We start from the raw sequence: 21,850 nt of genomic DNA on the forward strand, positions 1-21,850 counted from the left end.
TAACATGGGTTCGAATCCCGTACGGGTCATGTATCAATATTGTTTTAATTGAGGCGAAAGCCTTATTTTTTTTGCTATAAATAGAGTCTAAATATGGGGTATGAAAAATCTACTTGTAAATAATACACGTCGATAAATGATTATAGAAAAAACCAGCTTTAAAATCAAAAAAATGGTGTACAATATAGCCCTTTATAAATGATTTTAGAAAGTAGTCAACCGAAAATTATAAAAAATATTAATTAAAATAAAAAATTTTATAATTATTTACAAATAGCTTTTGTATAGTGTAAAATAAATAACTTTAAAATAAGTATTAAAATAAGATTTATTTTTTTATATTTCAAAATTATTTTTCAAGTTAAGTAATGATTAAAATATTTAAATAGTAAAATTATTAATTAATTTAAAATTTATGATAGTTATGAATATTTTATATTATCTTTAAAAAGAGAGAATTTTTATCTTTATAGATATTTATTTTATAAATCTTATTAGATGATAAATAAAATCTTTTTTATGATATAATAGAAATAATAGAAGAAATGAGGAAAAGTTATGTCAAAAATAATATTATTAGATGGTAATAGTTTATCATACAGAGCATTTTATGCGATGCCCCCTTTTAAAAATAAAAATGGGCTTTACACAAATAGTGTTTACGGTTTCGTATTAATGCTTGATAAAATATTAAGAGAAGTAAATCCCGATTATGCACTAGTTGCTTTTGATAAGGGGAAAAAAACTTTTCGTCATAAAGAATATTCAGAATATAAAGGAACAAGAGAAAAAACTCCTTTAGAATTAATTGAGCAATTTGGCTACATTAGACAGCTTTTAGATTCTTATGGAATAAAATATGAAGAAAATGATGAATATGAAGCAGATGACATATTAGGAAGTTATGCTAAAAAGGCAAGTAAGTTAGGAAATGAAGTAATTATAGTGACAGGGGATAGAGATTTAACTCAACTTGCTGATGAAAAAATTACTATTTATTTCACTAAAAAAGGAGTTACAGAGATAGAAAAATATACTCTTGAATTTATAAAAGAAAAATATAATTTAAATCCAAAACAAATAGTAGATATGAAAGGATTGATGGGAGACAAGTCGGATAATATTCCAGGTATAGCAGGGGTAGGAGAAAAAACAGCTTTAAAATTATTAGAAGAATTCGAAACTGTAGAAAATGTACTGGCAAATATAGATAAGGTTAGTGGAAAAAAATTAAAAGAAAAATTAATTAATGGTAAGCAAGACGCTATCTTAAGTAAAAATCTTGCAACTATTTATACAGATGTAAAATTGGAAAATGAAATAGAAGATTTAACTTTTAATGAAAATATAGAAAAAAAAGAGCAACTATTTAAAAAATTAGGATTTACATCTTTTTTAAAAAAATTGAGTAATAATAAAAACAAAACAGAAAGTATTAATGAAAAAATAGAAATATTAAAAGCTAATAGATATACAAAAATAAGAATACAAAGTGCAGTAATATATATTGAAAATCTAACAGAAGACTATCATAATTCGGTAGTGGTAGGAGCTTGTTTATATACAAATAAAAGATTATATATATTTGATTTAGAAGAATTTTTCTTAAATAAAAATATTAAGGAATATTTAGAATCTAAAGAGGAAAAAAATATTTATGACTTTAAAAAAGTATCATTTTTAGCTAAAAAATATAATATAGAAATAGAGGAAAATGTTTTTGATGCAAAAATAGCAAGTTATCTAATAGATGTAAATGTAAAAGCTCAGTTAGACAAAATAGTAAACACATATTTAGGTGAATTGTTAGAAAGTGATGAAGAAATATATGGAAAAGGGAAAAAAAGAAAATTACCTGACAGAGAAAAAATAAATAGTTACCTTTTAAAAATAGTAACAAGTTTGTCAAAACTAGAAGAAATACTCCAAAAATTGTTGAAAAAGCAAAATATAATAGATTTGTATAAAATAGAAATAAAAACTTCAAAAACATTAGCAAACATGGAATATAATGGGATTTTTGTAGAAGAAAAAGCACTACTGAAAATAAGCGAAGAATTAGAAAAAAGGATAAAAACTTTAGAAAATTCTATTTATACATTATCAGGAGAAGAATTTAATATAAATTCTCCAAAACAATTAGGAGAGATACTTTTTGATAAATTACAGTTGAGAGTAATAAAAAAAACAAAGACAGGCTATTCAACATCAAGTGAAGTATTAGAACAGCTAAAAGAAGAAAGTCCTATAATAAAATTAATAATGGAATATAGAATGCTAGCAAAATTAAATTCTACTTATGCAAAAGGACTAATAAAAGATATAACAAAAGAGGGTAAAATACACACTAGATATGAACAAACACTCGCACAAACAGGAAGACTATCATCAGTAAATCCTAACTTACAAAATATACCTATAAAAATAGAAGAAGGAAAAAAAATAAGAAAAGCCTTTATACCAGAAAGTAAAGATAATATAATATTATCAATAGACTATTCACAAATAGAATTAAGAATTTTAGCACATATAGCAAATGATGAAAAAATGATAGAAGCTTTCAATAATGACTTAGATATTCATAAAAAAACAGCAAGTGAAGTGAACAACGTTCCAATAGAAGAAGTAACACCAAAAATGCGATCTGAAGCAAAAGCAGTTAATTTTGGTATAGTATATGGGATTAGTGATTTTGGTTTAAGTAATAATTTAGGAATAAGCAGAAAAAGAGCAAAAGAATTTATAGATAAATATTTAAATACATTTTCTGGCGTAAAAAAATATATGGAAGACATAGTAGAATTTGCAAAAGAACATGAATATGTAGAAACAATATTCAAAAGAAGAAGATATATACCAGAAATAAATTCTAAAAATAAGATATTAAAAAATTTAAACAGCCGAATAGCTATGAACACTCCGGTACAAGGAAGTGCAGCAGACATAATAAAAATAGCTATGAATAAGGTATATGAATATCTCAAAAATTCTAATATAAGAGCAAAAATGTTACTGCAAATCCACGATGAACTTATATTTGATGTTCATAAAGATGATAGAAAAATATTGGAAAAAGAAGTGAAAAAAATTATGGAAAATGTAGCTGATTTAAAAGTGAAATTGAAAGCTAGTGTTTCCTATGGAGATAATTGGTATGAAGCTAAGTAAAATAATAGTAACTCTCATTTTATTAACTTATATAGATGAAAAATTTAATAACAAAAAATGTTTATAATTAAGGAGCAAAATGAAAAAAGATTTAGTAATAATTACAGGACTAAGTGGAGCGGGAAAAAATACAGCATTAAATATATTTGAAGATTTTGGTTATTTTTGTGTAGATAATATGCCTTCGCTTTTGGTAGATTCATTTTTGAAAATACTTAATGAAAAAAATATAAAAAAAGCAGCGTTTATAATAGACATAAGAAGTAAAAAATTTTCAATAGAGTTAGGACATTTGATTCAAAATGTTCTAAAAGATGATAATTTCAACATAAAATTAGTTTATATTGAATGTAGTGATGAAGTTTTAGTAAATAGGTATAAAGAAAAAAGAAAAAATCATCCTCTTTCTAAGGAAAGCAATCTTTTAGATGGTATAAAAGAAGAAAGAGAAATAATGAAAACAGTAAAAGCTCAAGCTAATTATATTTATGATACAACAAATATAACAACAAAAGATTTAGTGAAAAAAATTTCAAATGATTTTAATATAAAAAAAGAAGAAAGTTATCATGTTGTTATATCTAGTTTTGGATATAAATATGGAATACCTATTGATGCAGACAACATAATAGATGTCAGATTTTTAAAAAATCCTTTTTATGTAGAAAAATTAAAAGAAAAAAATGGTTTTTCTGATGATGTTTATAACTATGTAATGAATGATGAACAGACTCAAGAATTTTATAAAAAATTAAGAGATTTAATATTGTATATGATTGAGAAATATAAGTATGAAGGAAGAGATAAAGTATCTATAGCTATAGGTTGTACAGGTGGTAAACATAGGTCAGTTAGTATTGCAAGAACATTATATAAAGATATAGTAGAAAAAAAATATAAAACATACATTTCTCATAGAGATATTAAGAGGTAACAATGAAAACAGGAATAAAAATAGTAGCTATAGGAGGAGGAACAGGACTTTCTGTATTACTCCGTGGTTTAAAAAAATATCCATTAGATATAACAGCACTTGTTACTGTTGCAGATGATGGAGGAAGTAGTGGAAAAATAAGAAGTGATATGAATATTCCTTCTCCGGGAGATATAAGGAATGTAATTTCTGCATTATCAGATGTAGAGCCAGATCTTGAAAAAATGTTCCAATATCGATTTGATATTGGCGAAGTGAGAGGACACCCCGTAGGAAATCTGATGCTTGCAGCACTTGCTGACATACATGGAGATTTTTCAACAGCCGTCAAGATAATGAGTAGAATTTTCAAAGTAAAAGGGACAGTTTTACCTACAACAAATGACATAGCAACACTAAACGCTATAATGAAAGATAAAACTATAGTTCGAGGAGAATCCTCAATCACAAAATATGGAGGAAAAATAGATAGAGTATATATATCCCCAAAAAGTGTAAAGACAACACCTTGTGTACTAAAGGCGATACAAGAAGCAGATTACATAGTAATGGGACCTGGAAGTTTATATACTTCTATAATACCCAATTTGGTAATAGAGCAAGTATCTAATGAGATATTAAAAAGCAAAGCAAGAAAAATTTATGTTTCAAATATAATGACACAACATGGGGAAACAGACTCTTACACAGTATCAGACCATATCAAAGCTATAAATAAACATATTGGAGAAAATATTTTTAATTTAGTAATTGCTAATTCAAAAGAAATAGATCCAGAAATATTAAAAATATATAAAAATTCAAATCAAGAAGAAGTAAAACTAGATAAAGAAGAAATAGAAAAACTGGATATAGAAATAATAGATGATGATATAGTAGAAATAGAGAATAATAATGTAAGACACAACAATGAAAAAGTTGCCAATTTAATTTATGGATATATTATGGAAAATCAAGAATCTATTGTTTACAGAGGAAACTAATTATGAAAAAAATCATAATAATAATTTTTTCTATAATAATTTTATTATCATTTTTTTTGTTAGAAAAAAATAAAAATCATAAAGAATATATAGATTTTTCTGATACTATAGACACAGTAAAAAAGGAAGATACTGAAACTGTATCAATAGGTATGATTTCTGTCAGTGGAGATAACAAAGGATATGTAGCAGAAAAAAATTTAGCAAACTATATAGCAAAAAAACTAAACAAGAATGTAAAATTTATTCAAAGAAAAAGCTATAAGGAAATAAATACACTTTTAAAAAATAAAGAGATAGATATAGCATTTCTTTCAGTAGGAGCATATGTACTTTATGATGACAAAAAAAACTTATCTCTTATAGCAAAACCTTGCAGGGGAAAAAGTTTTTACCATCCAGTAGTGATAGCTAAAAAAAATTCTTCTATAAACAATATAGAAGATTTAAGAAATAAGGACTTTGCATTTGTAGATACTTATAGTTACTCAGGATATATATTTTTAAGTAATTATTTAGAAGAAAAAGGAACAAATGTTGATGAATTTTTCAATAAAAAATATTACTTTACATACTCTCATGAGCAATCGGTTAGACAAGTAGCTAACGAAAATGTGGAAGCGGGAGTAGTTGATGATTGGGTTCTTCAATATTTGGAAAAAAATGATCCAGAACTTTTATCTGAAATAAAAATAGTTAAAATATTTGATGAAGTGTCTACAGGTCCGATAGTAACTCATAAAAATTATGAACAAAAAGACCAATTAAAAGAAATACTCTTTAATATAAACAAAGATGAAACTATAAGCGAAACATTGGATAAATTACAAATAACATCATACGAAGAAACAACAAAAGAAAATTACCCAATATTAAGGGGAGAAGAAGATGCTAGCTAAATTGAAAATAAAAAATAAAATGATAATATTATTTTCTATTTTTTATCTCATATATATAGTAGTAATATTGGCTTATACATATAAAACTAATGTAAAAATACTCAAAGAATCTCTTAGAAATAGAGTAACAGAAAATTTTTATCAGTTGTCATATAATTTAGCAGATGATATCAGAGTCGACAATATTTATAAAATAAATCAAAAAATAAAAAATCTGCCAAAAGAAACAGACGAAATAGCTTATGTAATAGTATATGATAATGAAAAAAATATCTTATCAAAAAATCTAAAAGAAGTACCAAAAAAATTACAAACTTTTGATAACTATGGAATATTTAAAGAATATAACAGTTCCAAAGGCGAAATTATAGATTATGTAGATAAAATTCAAAATATAGATATTGGGTATATAAGAATAGGATTTTATACAAAAAGTATTTATCAAAAAACATACAATGAATTTTTAAACATTCTATTGTTGAATACAATACTATTTTTAATATTAATAATATTAGCAAACTATATATTAAAATTGATAGAAAAACCAATAGATAATTTAACTTTTGTAACTAATGAAATCACTCAAAGTGAAGAGTACAATGATATAGTAGAAAAATGTTATTATCCTAAGGATTTTCATGTCTTGATTGACGCTATCAATCAAATGATAATAACTAATAAAAAAAATAAAAAACTAAAAAATACACTTTTAAATAAAGTTTTTAAAGTTCAAGAAGATGAAAGAAAAATTCTTTCAAGAGAACTTCACGATGAAGTAAGTCAAACATTAGCAAGTTTACTTTTTTTAGTTACAAATATAAAATTAAAAGAAGTAGATAATGTAAAAAAAGAAAGATTAGATAAAGTAATTTTTGAATTAAAAAAAAGTTTAAAAGATATCAGAAATATTGCAGTAAATCTAAGACCACCACTAATAGAAGAACATGGTATAATAGAAGCAATAAAAAAACATATTGAAGAATATATAAAACTATATAAAATAGATGTAAAATTTTTAACTAATATTAAAAACATAGAAAACGATAATTTTAATATAACTATATATAGAATAATACAAGAAGCTTTAACAAATATAAAAAAACATTCTAAAGCTACAAAAGTAGAAATAAAATTTGAAAAAAATTTTGAAAATACAGTATTAAGTATTGCAGACAATGGAACGGGGCTTGACAATAAAAAAATAATTGAAGCCAAAGAAAAGGGAAGATTAGGAATATATGGAATAAAAGAAAGAGTTGAAGAATTTTTTGGAAATTTTTATTTAGACAAAAATGATAAGTATTCTACTATAATAGTATGTAAATTTAAAAATAAATATTTAATAGCAGGTGAATATGAAAATATTATTAATAGATGATCATAAATTGATTAAAATGGCAGTAACAATGCTAATAGAAGAGAATATAAAAGATGTGAAAATTGATAGTGCTACAAGTTATAAAGAATTTTTAAGTAAAATAAATTTAAATACATATGATATAATTTTATGTGATATAACCTTAAAAGATGCTACAGGATATGATGTCTTAACATATTTAGATGAGAAAAAAAGACAAGAAAAAACAATAGTATTAAGTATGCATGAAGATAAAAATTATGTAAAAAAAGCAATAAGATTAGGGGCAAAAGGATATGTAGCTAAATCTTCAGCACATGAAGAAATAATATTAGCTATAGAAAAAGTAATTAATGGAGAAATATATTTGAAAAAAGAGTATCAAGATATCTTTTATGACCTTTATACAGAGAAAGACCAAATTCTAAGTGATAGGGAAAGGGAAGTATTAGAATATATAGTAAAAGGATATACATTAACAGAAATAGGAGAAAAGTTGTTTTTGAGTGTGAAAACAATAGATACATATAAAAAAAGACTAATGGAAAAATTAGGGCTTAAAAAAAGAAGTGAATTAATAGATTATTACCAAAAAGAACTGGAAATATAATTGATTATTATAAATTTAATAAAATAAGAAATCTCTTGCTTTGTAATTACGAGACAAGAGATTAATTTTTTGATTGCTTTTATTTATTTAGTATTTTAATATTATTGTAGGATATAGATAAAAAAATTTAAGAAGGTAGTAATATGAATATAGAAAAATTAAGTGAAAAAAAAGTTATTAGAGATACCATTCATGGTTATATAAATATAGAATACAAGGTAATTATGGATATTATTGACACAAAAGAGTTTCAAAGACTGAGAAGAATTAGACAACTTGGTGGCGATTTTCAAGTTTATCCTACAGCTGAACATTCTAGATTTACACATTGTTTAGGAGTATATGAAATAGTAAGAAGAATGATATTTGAGATAAAATCATTAAGTAATGAAATGAATGAATATGAAAAAATAACTCTACTTTTAGCTGGACTGCTTCATGATGTAGGACATGGACCATTTTCTCATTCATTTGAACATATAACTAATATAAGTCATGAAGAGTTTACAAGTAGAATGATATTAGAAGATACAGACATAAATAAAATTTTAAAAAAAGTTTATTATCAATTACCAAATGATGTAGTTAGTATCATAAATCACACTCACAAAAATAAAATATTAAATGAGATAGTTTCTTCTCAGTTAGATGCAGATAGAATGGATTATTTACTTAGGGATTCTTATGCATCAGCAACAAGCTATGGAAAGTTTGATTTAGAAAGAATATTAAGAACTTTAAGAGTAAGAAAAGATTTGTTTGGAAAAAAACATATAGTAGTAAAAGAAAGTGGGATACATAGTGTAGAAGATTATATTATGGCTAGATATCAAATGTACTGGCAAGTATATTTTCATCCCGCAGCAAGAAGTTATGAAACTATTTTTATACAACTTTTTAAAAGACTTAAAGACATTTATCAAAAAAATCATGAATATTTTCTAGATCTTCCATATATAATACCTTTTTTAACCAATAAGAAGGTAAAAATAAGTGACTATTTTAAACTAGATGAAAGTGTTATTGAATATTATTCAAGTCTTATAAAAGAAAAAGATGATTCTATAGCAAGTGATTTAGCCTCAAGACTTTTGGATAGAAAATTATTTAATTACTTAGATTTTACAGAAGATAATTTGAAAAGGGTAAAAAAATTTTTAAAAGAAAAAAATCTTTCTGAAAAATATTATTTAAGAATAGAAAATGTAGAGAAAACTCCATATATGCCATTTACAGGACAAAAAATATTAGTAGAAATGAAAAATGGAGAAATAATAGAATTACAAAAAGCAAGCAATATTGTAGATGCTATAATTAGAGGAAATATAAAAAAAGAAGGAACAATATTTTATCCTAAGATATAAAATTCCATAATAATTTTATAGAGATAAGGGGAAAAATTACATTTATCTTTCACATAAAGCAAATTATAAAATGAAATTTTAAAAAATAATGATATTTTATATAAATTTTCAGAAAATTACATATTAATGTAAAAAAACTATTGACATTTGTTCGAATTTGTATTATCCTTATTGTTATAAAAAATAAAGAATGAATTAAAGGAGGAATTATTATGTCAAAGGTTTTTAAAAATTCATATGTGACTATAGGATTAATGTTATTTGCACTATTTTTTGGAGCCGGGAACTTAATTTTCCCCGCATTCTTAGGAGCATATTCAGGAAGCAATGTTTGGCTTTCAGTATTAGGATTTTGTGTTACTGGTGTTACTTTGCCACTATTAGGTGTTGTAGCAGTTTCATATTCTGGTGCAACGGATGTTTCTGATTTTGCAGGGCGGGTTTCTAAAAAATTTGGAGTAGTTTATGCAGTAGCTTTGTATTTATCAATAGGTGTTTTGTTCGCTATTCCACGTACAGGAGCAACTTCATACGAAGTTGGTGTAGAACCAATATTTGGAAGTAGTTTACTTGTAAAAGTAATTTACGCTGTAGTATTTTTTGGACTTACTTATTTTTTAGCAATGAATCCAAGTAAAATTGCAGACAGAGTAGGTAAATATTTAACACCATTATTAATATTAGTATTAGTAGTATTAGTAGTAGCATCATTTTTTAAAGCTACACCAGGATATGGTGAACCATTAAATGCAGCCAAAGATGCAGCTAATGCATTCTCTGGAGGTCCATTAGTGGCAGGACTTCTTCAAGGATATGGAACAATGGACACATTGGCATCATTAGCTTTCGCAATCATAGTAATAAACGCTGCGAAATTTTATGGTTCAAAAAGTGAAAAAGAAGTAGCAAGTGTAACGCTAAAATCAGGAGTAATTTCAGTTGTTCTTCTTGCATTAGTATATATATTTGTAGCTAGAATAGGAGCTATCTCTCAAAATCTTTTTGAATTAAATGATAAAGGATTGTTGACTCATGCAGGTAAAGCAGTATCTGGTGGAACAATTCTTAGTGTTACATCACATTATTTTATAGGAAATGTTGGGCAAGTTGTTCTAGCATTGGTAATATTCTTAGCTTGTTTAACTACATCTACAGGACTTGTAACAGCATGTTCAGAATATTTCCAAAGATTAGTACCTAAAGTTTCGCACAAAGTGTGGGCAACAATTTTCACATTAGGATCAACAGCACTTTATTTCAATGGTTTAACAGTGATAATAAATTGGTCAGTTCCAGTTTTATATCTGCTTTATCCACTAACAATAGCATTAGTGTTTATAACATTCTTAGCTAAAACATTTGGAGATAGAAAAGAAGTTTATTTAACAACAACAGTATTTACATTCGTACCGGCATTGTACGATTCAGTTTCAACATTTGCTGCTATGACAAAATGGTTTGAAGTACCAAAATCATTAGTACATTTCTTTACAAAAGTAGTACCTTTAGGATCTTATTCAATGGGATGGGTACCATTTGCTGTACTAGGATTTTTAGTAGGATTTGTTTATGTTAAAGTATTTAAAAAAGAAAGTAGCAAACAATTAGTTTCTGCTTCAAATTAGATTATAAATAAATAGTAAAAGGGCTAGTTTAAATATAAATTTAAATTAGTCTTTTTTTTGTAGATAAAAAAGAGAAATAATTAGATTTTCATATAAAAAAAAGCAAAAAAGAAATTTCTTTTTTGCTTTTTTTATAATTATCATTTTTTTCTCCAAATAAGAAAGGAAATGATTATAAATAATATAAGTATCCCTATATATGAACCGTGTTCCTTAACAATTTCTCCTGTATGTGGAAGGAAACTCTGATATGACATAAAGACCTCCTTTATTTATCGGACTTTTCTTTATTATATTCATTTTCAGAAAATTCATCAATTTTCTCTTTAGTTTGAATAATTATAGGCTCCATATTTTTTTTGTATTTTTTTACTTTATCACTTAAATTTTCTTTTTTTATTATTTCTTTTAATTCTTCTGATTTTTCAGTTATATTATTTACTATTTTTTTAACGTCATTAATATATGAATTTAATGATGGAGATATTTCCTCTTTTAATACTTTTGTTGTTTTTATTATATTATCAGCTAATTCTGAAGCATTATCTTTTAGTGAGATAGCACTATTTTTGACATTATTAGTATCTTTTAATATTTGTTTTCCACAATTTAAAGAACTATTTAGTTTTTTTAAATTTTTTTCTGCAATTTTTTTTATATCATTTTTTAAATATTCACAAGTAGCAGAAACTCCATTTTCATCTTTGTAATTACATATACATTTAGCATATTTAGTAGATTTATTAAATTTTTCTTTAATAATATTTTTATGTTCTTTTATTTTTTTAGGGTTATCCAAATAATATTTTGTTGCATATGCTCCTAAACCAATAAAGAATATATTAGTTAATTTTCCCATTTTAAACCTCTTTTCTAAATTAATCAATTCATTATAACATTTTAAATTGAAAATAACAATAAAGTAATTATAATTAAAATAAAAATATATTTCATTTTATTTTCTATTAATTTTTTGAAAATGTTAACAAAAATTAAATATAATTATTCTTTATTTAGTAAAAAATGTGAAAATGTGATATAATTTTAGTGATTGTATAATGCGAAGAAAGGAGGATATATGTATAGAAATAATATAAAACCTAAGGTTGGGGAAATGGTTAAAATTATAGCTTATAAGCATGATGGATCTTTGCACAGAATATGGCATAAAAACGTAGTTTTAGATGCTGATGAAAAGACATTACTTCTTGCTAATCATAAAACTTCAGTTACAGAAAATAATGGAAGGACGTGGGTTACTAAAGAGAGTGCTTTTGTTTATTTTCATGATGATTGTTGGTTTAATATTGTTTGTATGTTTAGAGAAGATGGGTGTCATTATTATTGCAATTTGAGTTCTCCTTTTGCTTATGATGAAGATGGTGTTAAGTATATAGACTATGATTTAGATATAAAAAAATATCCAGATGGTAAATATTTTATTTTGGACGAAGATGAATATGAACTACATAAATTAAAATATGATTATGGAGAAGATATAGATAACATATTAAGATATAATGTATCTAAACTTAAGCATTGGATAGAGTATAAGTTAGGTCCTTTTTCAAAAGAGTTTATTCATGTTTGGACAGCAAAATATAATGACATGAAAAACAAGTATTAAAATGAAAATATTATAATAAAAATAAGAAGCAGGTAGAGATGATAAAAGGTAAATTTTCAATAATATCAAAGAAAGACATAACATCACAACAAATATCTAAGGAGATAAAGGAATTTTTATTAGAAAATGAAATGATAGAAGATGAAGAAAATCCCAATTATATTTTTGTTGTAGGTGGAGATGGTACAGTATTAAGAGCCTTTAGAAAATATACAAATATTGTAAACAAAGTAGAATTTTTATCTATTCATACAGGACATTTAGGATTTTATACAGATTATCAACTTTCTGAATATAAAAATATATTTTTTGATATAAAAACTAAGCAACCTCGGAAAGAAACCTACCCTCTTTTAAAAGTTAAAGCATATTCTAAAGATGGAAAAGTTCTTTTTGAAAATTATGCATTGAATGAAGTTACATTTAATAATGTTGCGGGATATACCTACATATCAGATGTTTATATCAATGATGAATTATTTGAAAAATTTAGAGGGGATGGTCTTTGTATAAGCACACCAACAGGATCTACAGCTTATAATAAAAGCCTTGATGGAGCTGTAGTACATCCTAGTTTAGACATTTTCCAAGTTGCAACAATAGCATCGTTGAATAATTTGGTATATAGAACTTTAAGTAATGCAATGATTTTAACAAAAAATGAAAAATTAACTATAGTTCCTAAAAAACAACAACATCACCATTTGTTAAGTATGGATAAAAATTTCTCAACAGTAAAAACACTTTATAAAATAGAAGTAACCTTGTCAAAATCTAAGAGAATTTCATTTTTAAGATATAATAATATAAGTTTTTGGCAAAGGGTAAAGAGGTCATTTATAGGTGAGTAATCTAGAATTTGAATATGTAGCAAATTGCAACCAAAAATTAAGAGATTTTTTATTAGAAAAAGGGATATCAAGAAAAACTTTAACAAAAATAAAATTTGAAAATACAGGGTTTATTAAAGTTAATGGTAAAGAAGAAAATGTAAGATATTTTCTAAAAAAATCAGACAGGGTCAAAATAGCACTACCGAGAGAATATTTTAAACCTCACATTAGATACTTTTATGATGATATTAATATTATTTATGAGGATAAATATTTTTTAGTAGTAAATAAACCACCCTACATTGCTACAATACCTTCTAGAGATGAAAATGAAAAAAGTTTATTGGAGGAAATTAATGGATATTTCTTAAATAAAAAATATTCTACAATTCCTCATGTAGTAACAAGATTAGATAAAAACACTTCAGGATTAGTAATAATAGCAAAACACAGACATATTCACTCTTTATTTAGTAAAATAGCTATTGACAAATATTATTTGGCACTTGCAGCTAAAAAAGCTCCCACTAAAAAAATAATAGAAGCAAAAATAGCAAGAAAAAAAGACAGTATAATAGAAAGAGAAGTATCACCAGTCGGCAAATATGCTAAAACAAGTCTTGAAAGAATAAAATATTATGAAGATAAAGATTTTAGCCTTGTAAAACTTAAATTATATACAGGAAGAACGCATCAAATAAGAGTTCATCTGAGCCATATAGGTCATAATATATTAGGAGATGAGTTATATGGAGGAGATTTAAAATTAATAAAAAGACAAGCGTTACACTGTTATAATTTGATTTTTCCTCATCCTATAAATAAAGAAATTTTAAATATAAAAATTGATATTCCAAAAGATATGAAAAAAATCACAAAATATGCACCTAAGTAAGGATAAAAAACTTAAATAGGTGTTTTTTTACTTTACTATAATAATTTACTATATATAAAAATTTATGATATAATACTTAAAAAGAAAGGAGAAGTTATGTCAAAATTATTAGAAGAATTGAAATATAGAGATTTAATTTATCAGCAAACTGACGAAGAAGGGATAAAAAAATTATTAGAAAAGGAAAAAGTTTCTATATATTGCGGAACAGATCCAACAGGAGATTCACTTCATGTAGGACATTTACTTCCTTTTTTAACTTTAAAAAGATTTGCTTCATATGGACATAAACCGGTCGTTTTAGTTGGGGGAGCTACTGGAATAATAGGAGATCCTTCTGGAAGAAAAGAAGAGAGAAAATTACAAACTCTTGATGTAATTAAAGAAAATGCAAAAAAATTAGAAAATCAACTTAGAAATATATTTAGAGATAATGAAAATATAACATTTTTAAATAATGAACAGTGGCTTTCTAAAATAACAATGCTAGAGTTTTTAAGAGATTATGGAAAATTAATTAATATAAATTATATGCTAGCCAAAGATTCAGTAGCAAGTAGGATAGAAAATGGACTTTCATTCACAGAATTTAGTTATAGTTTACTTCAAGCGATAGATTTTAATTATTTAAATTCTGAATATGGCGTAAAAATGCAACTAGGTGGGTCTGATCAGTGGGGAAATATAGTTTCTGGATTAGAAATAATGAGAAAATTAAGAGGAGAAGTAGAAGCATACGGATTTACAATACCTCTTATGCTAAAATCTGACGGAACAAAATTTGGTAAATCAGCAGGAGGAGCAGTTTGGTTAGATCCTGAAAAAACATCACCATATGAGTTTTATCAATTTTTCTTTAATACCTCTGATGAAGATGTGATAAATACAATCAAAAAATTCACATTTTTAGATAAAAACACAATAGAAAAACTAGAAAAAAGTCTAAAAGAAAATCCTCATCTTAGAGAAGCACAAAAAACTTTAGCTTCTGAAATGGTAAAAATTGTTCACGGGGAAGAAGCTTTAGAAAGTGCATTAAGAGTGACAAATGCATTGTTTTCTGGTGATATAACTTCTTTAAATAAAAAAGAATTTTCTCAAATAGAAAAATCTATGCCAAAAGTAAATTTGGATAAAAAAAGTTATAAATTAGTAGAATTTTTAGTAAATTCTAAATTAGTATCTTCTAAAAGACAGTCAAGAGAAGATATTACAAATGGTGCTATAAGCGTAAATGGTAAAAAAATAAAAGATTTAGAATATCAAATAGAAGAAAAAGATATTTTTAATGAAAAATATGTAGTTTTAAGAAAAGGTAAGAAAAAATATTTATTAGTAGAATTTAACTAATAGGATGGTGTAAATGTGAATTTAAAAGAACAAGTAGGGAAAAAAGCAGTAGAATTTATAAAAGAAGGTATGGTTGTAGGACTTGGAACAGGAAGTACAGTATACTATTTTATCCATGAACTAGCAAAAAAAATTAAAGAAGGTTTAAATGTTGAATTAGTATCCACATCGGTTCAAAGTATAGAATTAGCAAAATCACTAGGATTAGAAGTAAAAGATATAGAAGAAGTTTCTTGTATAGATATATCAGTAGATGGAGTAGACGAAATAGACAAAAATTTTAATGCCATAAAAGGCGGAGGAGCAGCACTTTTTAGAGAAAAAATAGTTGCTGATATTTCAAATCATGTAGTGTGGATATATGACGAAAAAAAAGATGTAGAAAAAATAGGAGCATTTGACTTACCTGTTGAAATATTACCTTTTGCGTATAATCATACAATAAAAAAAATGAAAGATTTACATTTAAATCCAAAATTAAGACACAAAGAAGGAAAAATATTAGTTACTGATAACAGTAATTATATAGTAGACCTTGCTTTAGGAAAAGGATTTAATATAGAAGAAGTTAAGAAAAAATTATCTACTATTGTAGGAGTAGTGGAAGATGGATTGTTTATAAATATGTGTAAGCACTGTATAAAAGGAACAGAGCAAGGTGCAATAATAATAGAAAATCATAATTATAAAAGAAAATAGTTAAAATTAAGCTGGCCTTTCAAAGTTAGAAAAAACTAACTAAGGAGGACAGTTTTTTTTAGCATTTTTTATTTTGATAAAAAATGTTATTAATTATAAATACTATATATTTGAATAGAAAATAAAATTGTGATATACTAAAAATGCTTGAAAAATAAAAAGGGTTTCAAGCTAAAAAAAGGTATGGTATAAAGATATATTTTATACTTATGAGAGGGGAAAAATATGAAAAAAGTAAATTTAAAAAAACAATATGGATTGTTTATAGACGGAGAATGGAAAAATTCTTCAGATGGGGAAGTTTTTAAATCTTATAGCCCGGCTACAGGAGAAATGTTAGCAGAAATCTCTGAAGCAACTAAAGAAGATGTAGATAGTGCAGTAAAAGCTGCAAGAAAAGCACTTCCTGAATGGGCAAAAACATCACCAATAGAAAGACAAAATTTATTATTAAAAATTGCAGATATAATAGACGCAAATACAGAACATTTAGCAATGGTAGAAACACTCGACAATGGGAAACCAATTAGAGAAACAGCAACAGTAGATATACCGATGAGTTCTGATCATTTCCGCTATTTTGCTGGAGTAATAAGAGCAGAAGAAGGTACTGCTACAATGCTTGATGATAACACTATGTCATTAGTAGTAAAAGAACCAATTGGAGTAGTAGGGCAAATTATTCCTTGGAACTTTCCTTTCCTTATGGCAGCATGGAAAATAGCACCAGCTTTAGCAGCAGGTAACACAATAGTATTAAAACCATCTTCACATACATCATTATCACTATTAGAATTAGTAGAACTAATTAAAGATGTATTACCAAAAGGAGTATTAAATGTAGTTACAGGAGCAGGAAGTAAATCAGGACAATACCTATTAGAACATAATGGAATTGATAAACTAGCATTTACAGGTTCTACTAAAGTAGGATATAACGTTTATAAAGCAGCGTGTGAAAAACTTATTCCAGCAACATTAGAATTAGGTGGAAAATCAGCAAATATGATTTTTGATGATTGTGATATAGACCAAGCTGTAGAAGGAGTACAAATAGGTATTTTATTTAATCAAGGACAAGTTTGTTGTGCAGGTTCAAGAGTATTTGTTCAAGAAGGAATATATGATGAATTCTTAAAACGACTTAAAAAAGCATTTGAAATGGTTAAAATTGGTAATCCATTAGATATGAATACTCAATTAGGATCAGCAATTTATGAAAAACAAATGGAAAAAGTTTTGAGCTACATAAAAGTAGGTCAAGATGAAGGATGTAAACTAATTACTGGAGGAGAACGTTACACAGAAAACGGCTGTGAAAAAGGATTTTTTGTAAAACCAACAATTCTAACTGCTTCAAGTAATAATGAAAGAGTATGCCGTGAAGAAATATTTGGACCTGTAGTAGTTGTTCAAAAATTCAAAACAGCAGACGAAGTAATAAAATTAGCAAATGATAGTGAATATGGTCTAGGTGGCGGAGTATTCACAACTAATTTAAATACAGCAATGAAAGTTTCAAGAGGAGTTCATACAGGAAGAGTTTGGGTAAATACATACAACGACATTCCTGCAGGAGCACCATTCGGAGGATACAAACGTTCAGGAATAGGTAGAGAAACTCATAAAGTTATTATGAACGCATATTCTCAAACAAAAAATATTATAATTAATCTTAATGAAGGAACAAAAGGACTTTACGACGTAAAATAGAAAATAAATTTTATGAATTTGTAAAAAAGTGATAATAAAGCACCTCTTTTGAGGTGCTTTATTTTTTAAAATAGCAAAATGTACATATTTTTAATATTAAAAAAAACTATAAGCTCTTAATCTTATTTAGTTTTATAAAAATATATTATAATTATAGAAAAAAGTTGTAAAAATTAAAATAAAACTAGTAATAATTACTAAATACAATACTTATTTTTTTACATATATGATTTTGGTGAAAGTATTTTAAAATTAACTTATTTTTTAAAAAATGCTTTTAAAAATAAATTATATAAAAGTAATAAAAAAAATAAAACACATAAAAAAAGTTATGATATAATAATTATTATGTTAAAAATTATTTAACAAAAATATTTTTTCTTAGGAGAAATTTATGAGGAAATTAGAAATAAAAGGTTTTTTTAATAAATTATTAAATGGTGTAGCACTTGGAATAGTTATTGGACTAATCCCAAATGCGATATTAGGAAGTATTTTTAAATTTTTTATTCAAGATAGTAGTTTAATAAAAACTATGTATACTATACTTTCAATTTCACAATTAGCAACTCCTGCATTAATAGGGCTTTTAGTTGCTATGCAGTTTAAAATGCAAGCAATTGAAGTAGCAATAAGTGCGATGGTGTCATTTATATGTGCAGGTTCTGTGAATATAGTTGACGGTAAGATGCAAATACATGGTATTGGAGATTTGATTAATACCATGATAGGAGCTGGATTAGTAGTAATTGTTCTTAAATTATTAAGGGGTAAGTTTGCAAGTCTTAATATTATTTTATTACCAGTTATTACGACAGCCGTTGTGGGAACTGTAGGAATATTAATTTTACCATATGTAAAATCAATAACAGGATTTATAGGTAAAGTAATTAGTGAAGTTACAACATTACAGCCATTACTTATGAGTGTGATATTAGCTGTAATATTTGCACTTATCATAGTGTCTCCTATATCTACGGTAGCTGTAGCATTTGCAGTAGGTTTGAGTGGACTGGGTTCTGGAGCTGCTAATTTAGGAATAGCAAGTTGTGCTATGACCTTGATAGTAGGAACAATGCGAGTAAACAAAATAGGAGTACCTTTAACTTTATTTTTAGGATCAATGAAAGTTTTTATGCCTAATTGGTTAAAATATCCTATTGTAAACATACCAATAATAGTAAATGCCATTTTCGCAGGATTTTTAGCATATTTTTTCAATATTCAAGGTACTCCAGCATCAGCAGGATTTGGATTTTCGGGGCTAGTAGGACCTATAGCTGCTTTTGAATTTATGAATGGAGAAGTTTATACAAGAATACTGATATTATTTTTAGTATATTTTGTACTCACATTTGTATTTGCATTAATAACAGATTTTATCTTTATAAAAATATTAAAATTATACAAAAGAGATATTTTTATTTTCAAAGAATTAACTAAGTAAGGAGAAAACTATGAAATTAGCAGTATTTAACATAAGAGATGATGAAAAAAAAGCATTAAAACAATGGAAAGAAAATAATAAAGAAGTAGATATAGTAGTAGAAACAAGCGAAGGATTAAATAAATCCAATATGCAGTTAATAAAAGGAACTGATGGAGTAGTATTAGCTCAAAATAAACCCTTTGAAAAAGAAGTTTACGACTATGCAAAAGAGCAAGGAATAAAAGTTTTTGCAACTCGTTCAGCAGGTTTTGATATTTATGATTTATCACTTATGGATGAATATGGAATAAAAATGACAAATGTTCCATCATATTCACCTAATGCAATAGCAGAACATGTTGTCACAACAACATTATATATTTCTAGAAACATAAAAAAAATAATGAAAAGAGTAGAAAAACATAATTTTTCATGGAAACCAGAAATACTGTCAAGAGAACTTAGAACTTTAAAAGTTGGAGTAATAGGTACTGGAAGAATAGGAACTCAAGTTGCTAAATTATTTAATTCTCTTGGAGCAGAAGTGTTAGGATATGATATTTATAAAAATGATGTAGCAAAAAATATTCTTACATATGTTGATACAATGGATGAGTTAATAAAACAGTCAGATGTAATTACGCTACATATGCCAGCAATAAAAGAATATCATCATTTAGTAAATGATGAATTTATTTCAAAAATGAAAGACAACTCTATTTTGATAAATGCAGCAAGAGGGATGTTAGTTGATACTAAAGCTGTTATAAAAGGTTTGGATAGCGGTAAATTACTAGGAGCAGGATTGGATGTTTATGAAAATGAAGCGGATTATGTTCCAAAAGATTTTTCAAAACAAGGGATAAAAGATTCAATGTTACAAACTATTATTGACAGAGAAGATATAATTTATACTCCTCACACAGCATTTTACACAACTACAGCTATAGAAAATCTAGTAGAAGGTGGCCTAGAGAGTGCAGTAGATGTTATAAAAACGGGAAAAAGTGACAATATAGTAAACAGTAAATAAAATAAATACTAATATAAAGAATCTAAGAATTTTATTTAGAAAATAAGTTTTTAGATTCTTTTTATAATTGTAATATATTACAATTATACAGGAAAATATGATATTATATACTTAAAATAACAATAAGTTGGTGAATTCTATGGAAGAAAAGCAAAAAAAAATTTACAAATTAAATTTAAAAGGAAATAAGGAAAAACAGATAATAAGTTTTTTAGGTGGAAAAATAACAATATATGTATTAACAATAATAATTCTTTTTTTCATAGCATTATTTTTGTATAAACAAATTTCTGGGGTTTTTGCACCGGTTAGAATAATATTTAGTAGTTTAATAGCTCCAGTATTAGTTGCATACATATTTTTTTATATTTTAAAACCAGTATCTAATTTACTTGCGAATAAATTAAAAATGAGTAGAGCAATATCATCTATACTTTCTATTTTATTTGGAATATTAGTTATTGTTTTAGTTTTTATTGGAGTAATTCCAGTAATTGTTGAGCAAACTCAACACCTAATAGTGGCAATACCAGAATATGTTTTCACATTAAAACGATATTTAGAAGCTAATTCAAATAATATTATTTTAAGAAATATTTTATACTATATAAATAATAATTTAAATGTAACCAAATTAAGTTCAACTGCCTTTGATATATTTAGTAATTTTATAACAAATGCAGCTTCTATTCTTTCATCAACAGCAACAATAATAATTACAGTTCCATTTGTTTTATATTATTTACTAAAAGATTCTGAAAAATTTAAAGATTTTGTAATAAAAAAATTGCCAGAGAAATCAAAAAATCCTATTAAAAATACAATAGAAGAAATAGATAATACAGTAGGTTCTTATATAGCTGGGCAAATGTTAGTTTCTTTATGTGTGGGAATATTACTTTTTATAGGTTATCAAATAATAGGGCTTAAATATGCAGTGTCTTTGGCAACACTGGCAGCTTTATTAAGCATAGTACCTTATTTAGGGCCTATGATTGCAATATTACCAGCAATGCTTGTAGCTATCGGAACTGATTGGATTATGGTAGTAAAAATGCTAGTAGTTTGGGGAGTAGTGCAATTTTTAGAAGCAAATGTTATATCTCCAAATATAATGGGAAGAAAAATGGAAATTCATCCTTTAACTGTCATATTTGTAATTATTATATTTACAAATATGATGGGTGTTGTAGGGGCGATAATAGGAATACCTTTATATGGAATATTAAAAGTAATAGTGATAAAAATATTTGTTATATTGAAAAATAGATATATTAAGATAGTCAGAGATAACGATAAGTTATAAATATTGTAAAGAAAAAATAAAAGAA

The 21,850-nt window shown here is 25.7% G+C and carries 19 protein-coding genes; 17 read left to right on the forward strand and 2 right to left on the reverse strand.

Features of this window, described 5'->3' with window-relative positions; all coding sequences use genetic code 11:
- Positions 1 to 558 precede the first annotated feature (558 nt).
- The 8 genes from polA (at position 559) to brnQ (ending at position 10,940) form a co-directional block, all read left to right on the forward strand.
- A complete protein-coding gene (gene polA / locus HMPREF1871_RS00765) occupies positions 559 to 3,168 on the forward strand; it encodes a DNA polymerase I (RefSeq protein WP_066128655.1) in 2,610 nt (869 codons plus the stop codon).
- A gap of 79 nt (positions 3,169 to 3,247) precedes the next feature.
- A complete protein-coding gene (gene rapZ / locus HMPREF1871_RS00770) occupies positions 3,248 to 4,102 on the forward strand; it encodes an RNase adapter RapZ (RefSeq protein WP_066128658.1) in 855 nt (284 codons plus the stop codon).
- A gap of 2 nt (positions 4,103 to 4,104) precedes the next feature.
- Positions 4,105 to 5,085 (forward strand): gluconeogenesis factor YvcK family protein, encoded by a 981-nt coding sequence (locus HMPREF1871_RS00775; RefSeq protein WP_066128661.1) that lies wholly within the window; start codon positions 4,105 to 4,107, stop codon positions 5,083 to 5,085.
- A gap of 2 nt (positions 5,086 to 5,087) precedes the next feature.
- Entirely contained in the window at positions 5,088 to 5,984 is an 897-nt protein-coding gene (gene phnD / locus HMPREF1871_RS00780) for a phosphate/phosphite/phosphonate ABC transporter substrate-binding protein (RefSeq protein WP_066128664.1), read from the forward strand.
- Positions 5,974 to 7,362: a sensor histidine kinase gene (locus HMPREF1871_RS00785; protein ID WP_066128666.1), complete on the forward strand. Its 1,389-nt coding sequence runs from the start codon at positions 5,974 to 5,976 to the stop codon at positions 7,360 to 7,362. Before phnD ends, HMPREF1871_RS00785 begins: the two co-directional genes overlap by 11 nt.
- The gene (locus HMPREF1871_RS00790; RefSeq protein ID WP_066128669.1) at positions 7,340 to 7,951 is read left to right on the forward strand and encodes a response regulator transcription factor; all 612 of its coding nucleotides are present in this window, start codon (positions 7,340 to 7,342) and stop codon (positions 7,949 to 7,951) included. The genes HMPREF1871_RS00785 and HMPREF1871_RS00790 overlap by 23 nt, the downstream gene beginning before the upstream one ends.
- Positions 7,952 to 8,094: 143 nt before the next feature.
- A complete protein-coding gene (locus HMPREF1871_RS00795; RefSeq protein ID WP_066128673.1) occupies positions 8,095 to 9,315 on the forward strand; it encodes an HD domain-containing protein in 1,221 nt (406 codons plus the stop codon).
- A gap of 212 nt (positions 9,316 to 9,527) precedes the next feature.
- Positions 9,528 to 10,940, forward strand: a complete 1,413-nt coding sequence (gene brnQ, locus HMPREF1871_RS00800; RefSeq protein ID WP_066128677.1) for a branched-chain amino acid transport system II carrier protein — start codon at positions 9,528 to 9,530, stop codon at positions 10,938 to 10,940.
- A 140-nt stretch (positions 10,941 to 11,080) separates the two neighbouring features.
- Here brnQ and HMPREF1871_RS00805 read toward each other — a convergent pair whose 3' ends face one another.
- Together HMPREF1871_RS00805 and HMPREF1871_RS00810 are read right to left on the reverse strand one after the other, a co-directional pair.
- Complete coding sequence (locus tag HMPREF1871_RS00805) at positions 11,081 to 11,197, reverse strand: LPXTG cell wall anchor domain-containing protein (protein ID WP_066128680.1); 117 nt, start codon at positions 11,195 to 11,197, stop codon at positions 11,081 to 11,083.
- Positions 11,198 to 11,208: 11 nt separating this feature from the next.
- Complete coding sequence (locus HMPREF1871_RS00810) at positions 11,209 to 11,799, reverse strand: hypothetical protein (protein WP_066128683.1); 591 nt, start codon at positions 11,797 to 11,799, stop codon at positions 11,209 to 11,211.
- Between the two features lie 219 nt (positions 11,800 to 12,018).
- On the opposite strand from HMPREF1871_RS00810, the gene HMPREF1871_RS00815 reads away from it, so the two are divergent.
- The 9 genes from HMPREF1871_RS00815 (at position 12,019) to HMPREF1871_RS00855 (ending at position 21,825) form a co-directional block, all read left to right on the forward strand.
- Positions 12,019 to 12,567, forward strand: coding sequence for a DUF402 domain-containing protein (locus HMPREF1871_RS00815; protein ID WP_066128686.1), 549 nt, complete (start codon positions 12,019 to 12,021; stop codon positions 12,565 to 12,567).
- Between the two features lie 38 nt (positions 12,568 to 12,605).
- A complete protein-coding gene (locus HMPREF1871_RS00820) occupies positions 12,606 to 13,418 on the forward strand; it encodes an NAD kinase (protein ID WP_066128689.1) in 813 nt (270 codons plus the stop codon).
- Entirely contained in the window at positions 13,411 to 14,295 is an 885-nt protein-coding gene (locus HMPREF1871_RS00825) for an RluA family pseudouridine synthase (protein WP_066128691.1), read from the forward strand. The genes HMPREF1871_RS00820 and HMPREF1871_RS00825 overlap by 8 nt, the downstream gene beginning before the upstream one ends.
- A 96-nt stretch (positions 14,296 to 14,391) precedes the next feature.
- The gene (tyrS, locus tag HMPREF1871_RS00830) at positions 14,392 to 15,645 is read left to right on the forward strand and encodes a tyrosine--tRNA ligase (RefSeq protein ID WP_066128694.1); all 1,254 of its coding nucleotides are present in this window, start codon (positions 14,392 to 14,394) and stop codon (positions 15,643 to 15,645) included.
- Between the two features lie 15 nt (positions 15,646 to 15,660).
- Positions 15,661 to 16,344: a ribose-5-phosphate isomerase RpiA gene (rpiA, locus tag HMPREF1871_RS00835; RefSeq protein WP_066128697.1), complete on the forward strand. Its 684-nt coding sequence runs from the start codon at positions 15,661 to 15,663 to the stop codon at positions 16,342 to 16,344.
- Between the two features lie 225 nt (positions 16,345 to 16,569).
- Positions 16,570 to 18,057 (forward strand): aldehyde dehydrogenase family protein, encoded by a 1,488-nt coding sequence (locus tag HMPREF1871_RS00840; protein ID WP_066128700.1) that lies wholly within the window; start codon positions 16,570 to 16,572, stop codon positions 18,055 to 18,057.
- A gap of 394 nt (positions 18,058 to 18,451) precedes the next feature.
- A complete protein-coding gene (locus HMPREF1871_RS00845) occupies positions 18,452 to 19,504 on the forward strand; it encodes a PTS sugar transporter subunit IIC (RefSeq protein WP_066128703.1) in 1,053 nt (350 codons plus the stop codon).
- 10 nt (positions 19,505 to 19,514) lie between these two features.
- Positions 19,515 to 20,519: a D-2-hydroxyacid dehydrogenase gene (locus HMPREF1871_RS00850; protein WP_066128705.1), complete on the forward strand. Its 1,005-nt coding sequence runs from the start codon at positions 19,515 to 19,517 to the stop codon at positions 20,517 to 20,519.
- Between the two features lie 139 nt (positions 20,520 to 20,658).
- Positions 20,659 to 21,825, forward strand: a complete 1,167-nt coding sequence (locus tag HMPREF1871_RS00855; RefSeq protein WP_232297333.1) for an AI-2E family transporter — start codon at positions 20,659 to 20,661, stop codon at positions 21,823 to 21,825.
- Positions 21,826 to 21,850: the final 25 nt, after the last annotated feature.

Source organism: Gemelliphila asaccharolytica (assembly GCF_001553005.1).
Classification (GTDB): Bacteria; Bacillota; Bacilli; order Staphylococcales; family Gemellaceae; genus Gemelliphila; species Gemelliphila asaccharolytica.

Bases quoted from the DNA above. Each gene is read 5' to 3' on its own strand.
- polA (WP_066128655.1), top strand. From the start codon at position 559: ATGTCAAAAATAATATTATTAGATGGTAATAGTTTATCATACAGAGCA.
- rapZ (WP_066128658.1), top strand. From the start codon at position 3,248: ATGAAAAAAGATTTAGTAATAATTACAGGACTAAGTGGAGCGGGAAAA.
- HMPREF1871_RS00775 (WP_066128661.1), top strand. From the start codon at position 4,105: ATGAAAACAGGAATAAAAATAGTAGCTATAGGAGGAGGAACAGGACTT.
- phnD (WP_066128664.1), top strand. From the start codon at position 5,088: ATGAAAAAAATCATAATAATAATTTTTTCTATAATAATTTTATTATCA.
- HMPREF1871_RS00785 (WP_066128666.1), top strand. From the start codon at position 5,974: ATGCTAGCTAAATTGAAAATAAAAAATAAAATGATAATATTATTTTCT.
- HMPREF1871_RS00790 (WP_066128669.1), top strand. From the start codon at position 7,340: ATGAAAATATTATTAATAGATGATCATAAATTGATTAAAATGGCAGTA.
- HMPREF1871_RS00795 (WP_066128673.1), top strand. From the start codon at position 8,095: ATGAATATAGAAAAATTAAGTGAAAAAAAAGTTATTAGAGATACCATT.
- brnQ (WP_066128677.1), top strand. From the start codon at position 9,528: ATGTCAAAGGTTTTTAAAAATTCATATGTGACTATAGGATTAATGTTA.
- HMPREF1871_RS00805 (WP_066128680.1), bottom strand. From the start codon at position 11,197: ATGTCATATCAGAGTTTCCTTCCACATACAGGAGAAATTGTTAAGGAA.
- HMPREF1871_RS00810 (WP_066128683.1), bottom strand. From the start codon at position 11,799: ATGGGAAAATTAACTAATATATTCTTTATTGGTTTAGGAGCATATGCA.
- HMPREF1871_RS00815 (WP_066128686.1), top strand. From the start codon at position 12,019: ATGTATAGAAATAATATAAAACCTAAGGTTGGGGAAATGGTTAAAATT.
- HMPREF1871_RS00820 (WP_066128689.1), top strand. From the start codon at position 12,606: ATGATAAAAGGTAAATTTTCAATAATATCAAAGAAAGACATAACATCA.
- tyrS (WP_066128694.1), top strand. From the start codon at position 14,392: ATGTCAAAATTATTAGAAGAATTGAAATATAGAGATTTAATTTATCAG.
- HMPREF1871_RS00840 (WP_066128700.1), top strand. From the start codon at position 16,570: ATGAAAAAAGTAAATTTAAAAAAACAATATGGATTGTTTATAGACGGA.
- HMPREF1871_RS00845 (WP_066128703.1), top strand. From the start codon at position 18,452: ATGAGGAAATTAGAAATAAAAGGTTTTTTTAATAAATTATTAAATGGT.
- HMPREF1871_RS00850 (WP_066128705.1), top strand. From the start codon at position 19,515: ATGAAATTAGCAGTATTTAACATAAGAGATGATGAAAAAAAAGCATTA.
- HMPREF1871_RS00855 (WP_232297333.1), top strand. From the start codon at position 20,659: ATGGAAGAAAAGCAAAAAAAAATTTACAAATTAAATTTAAAAGGAAAT.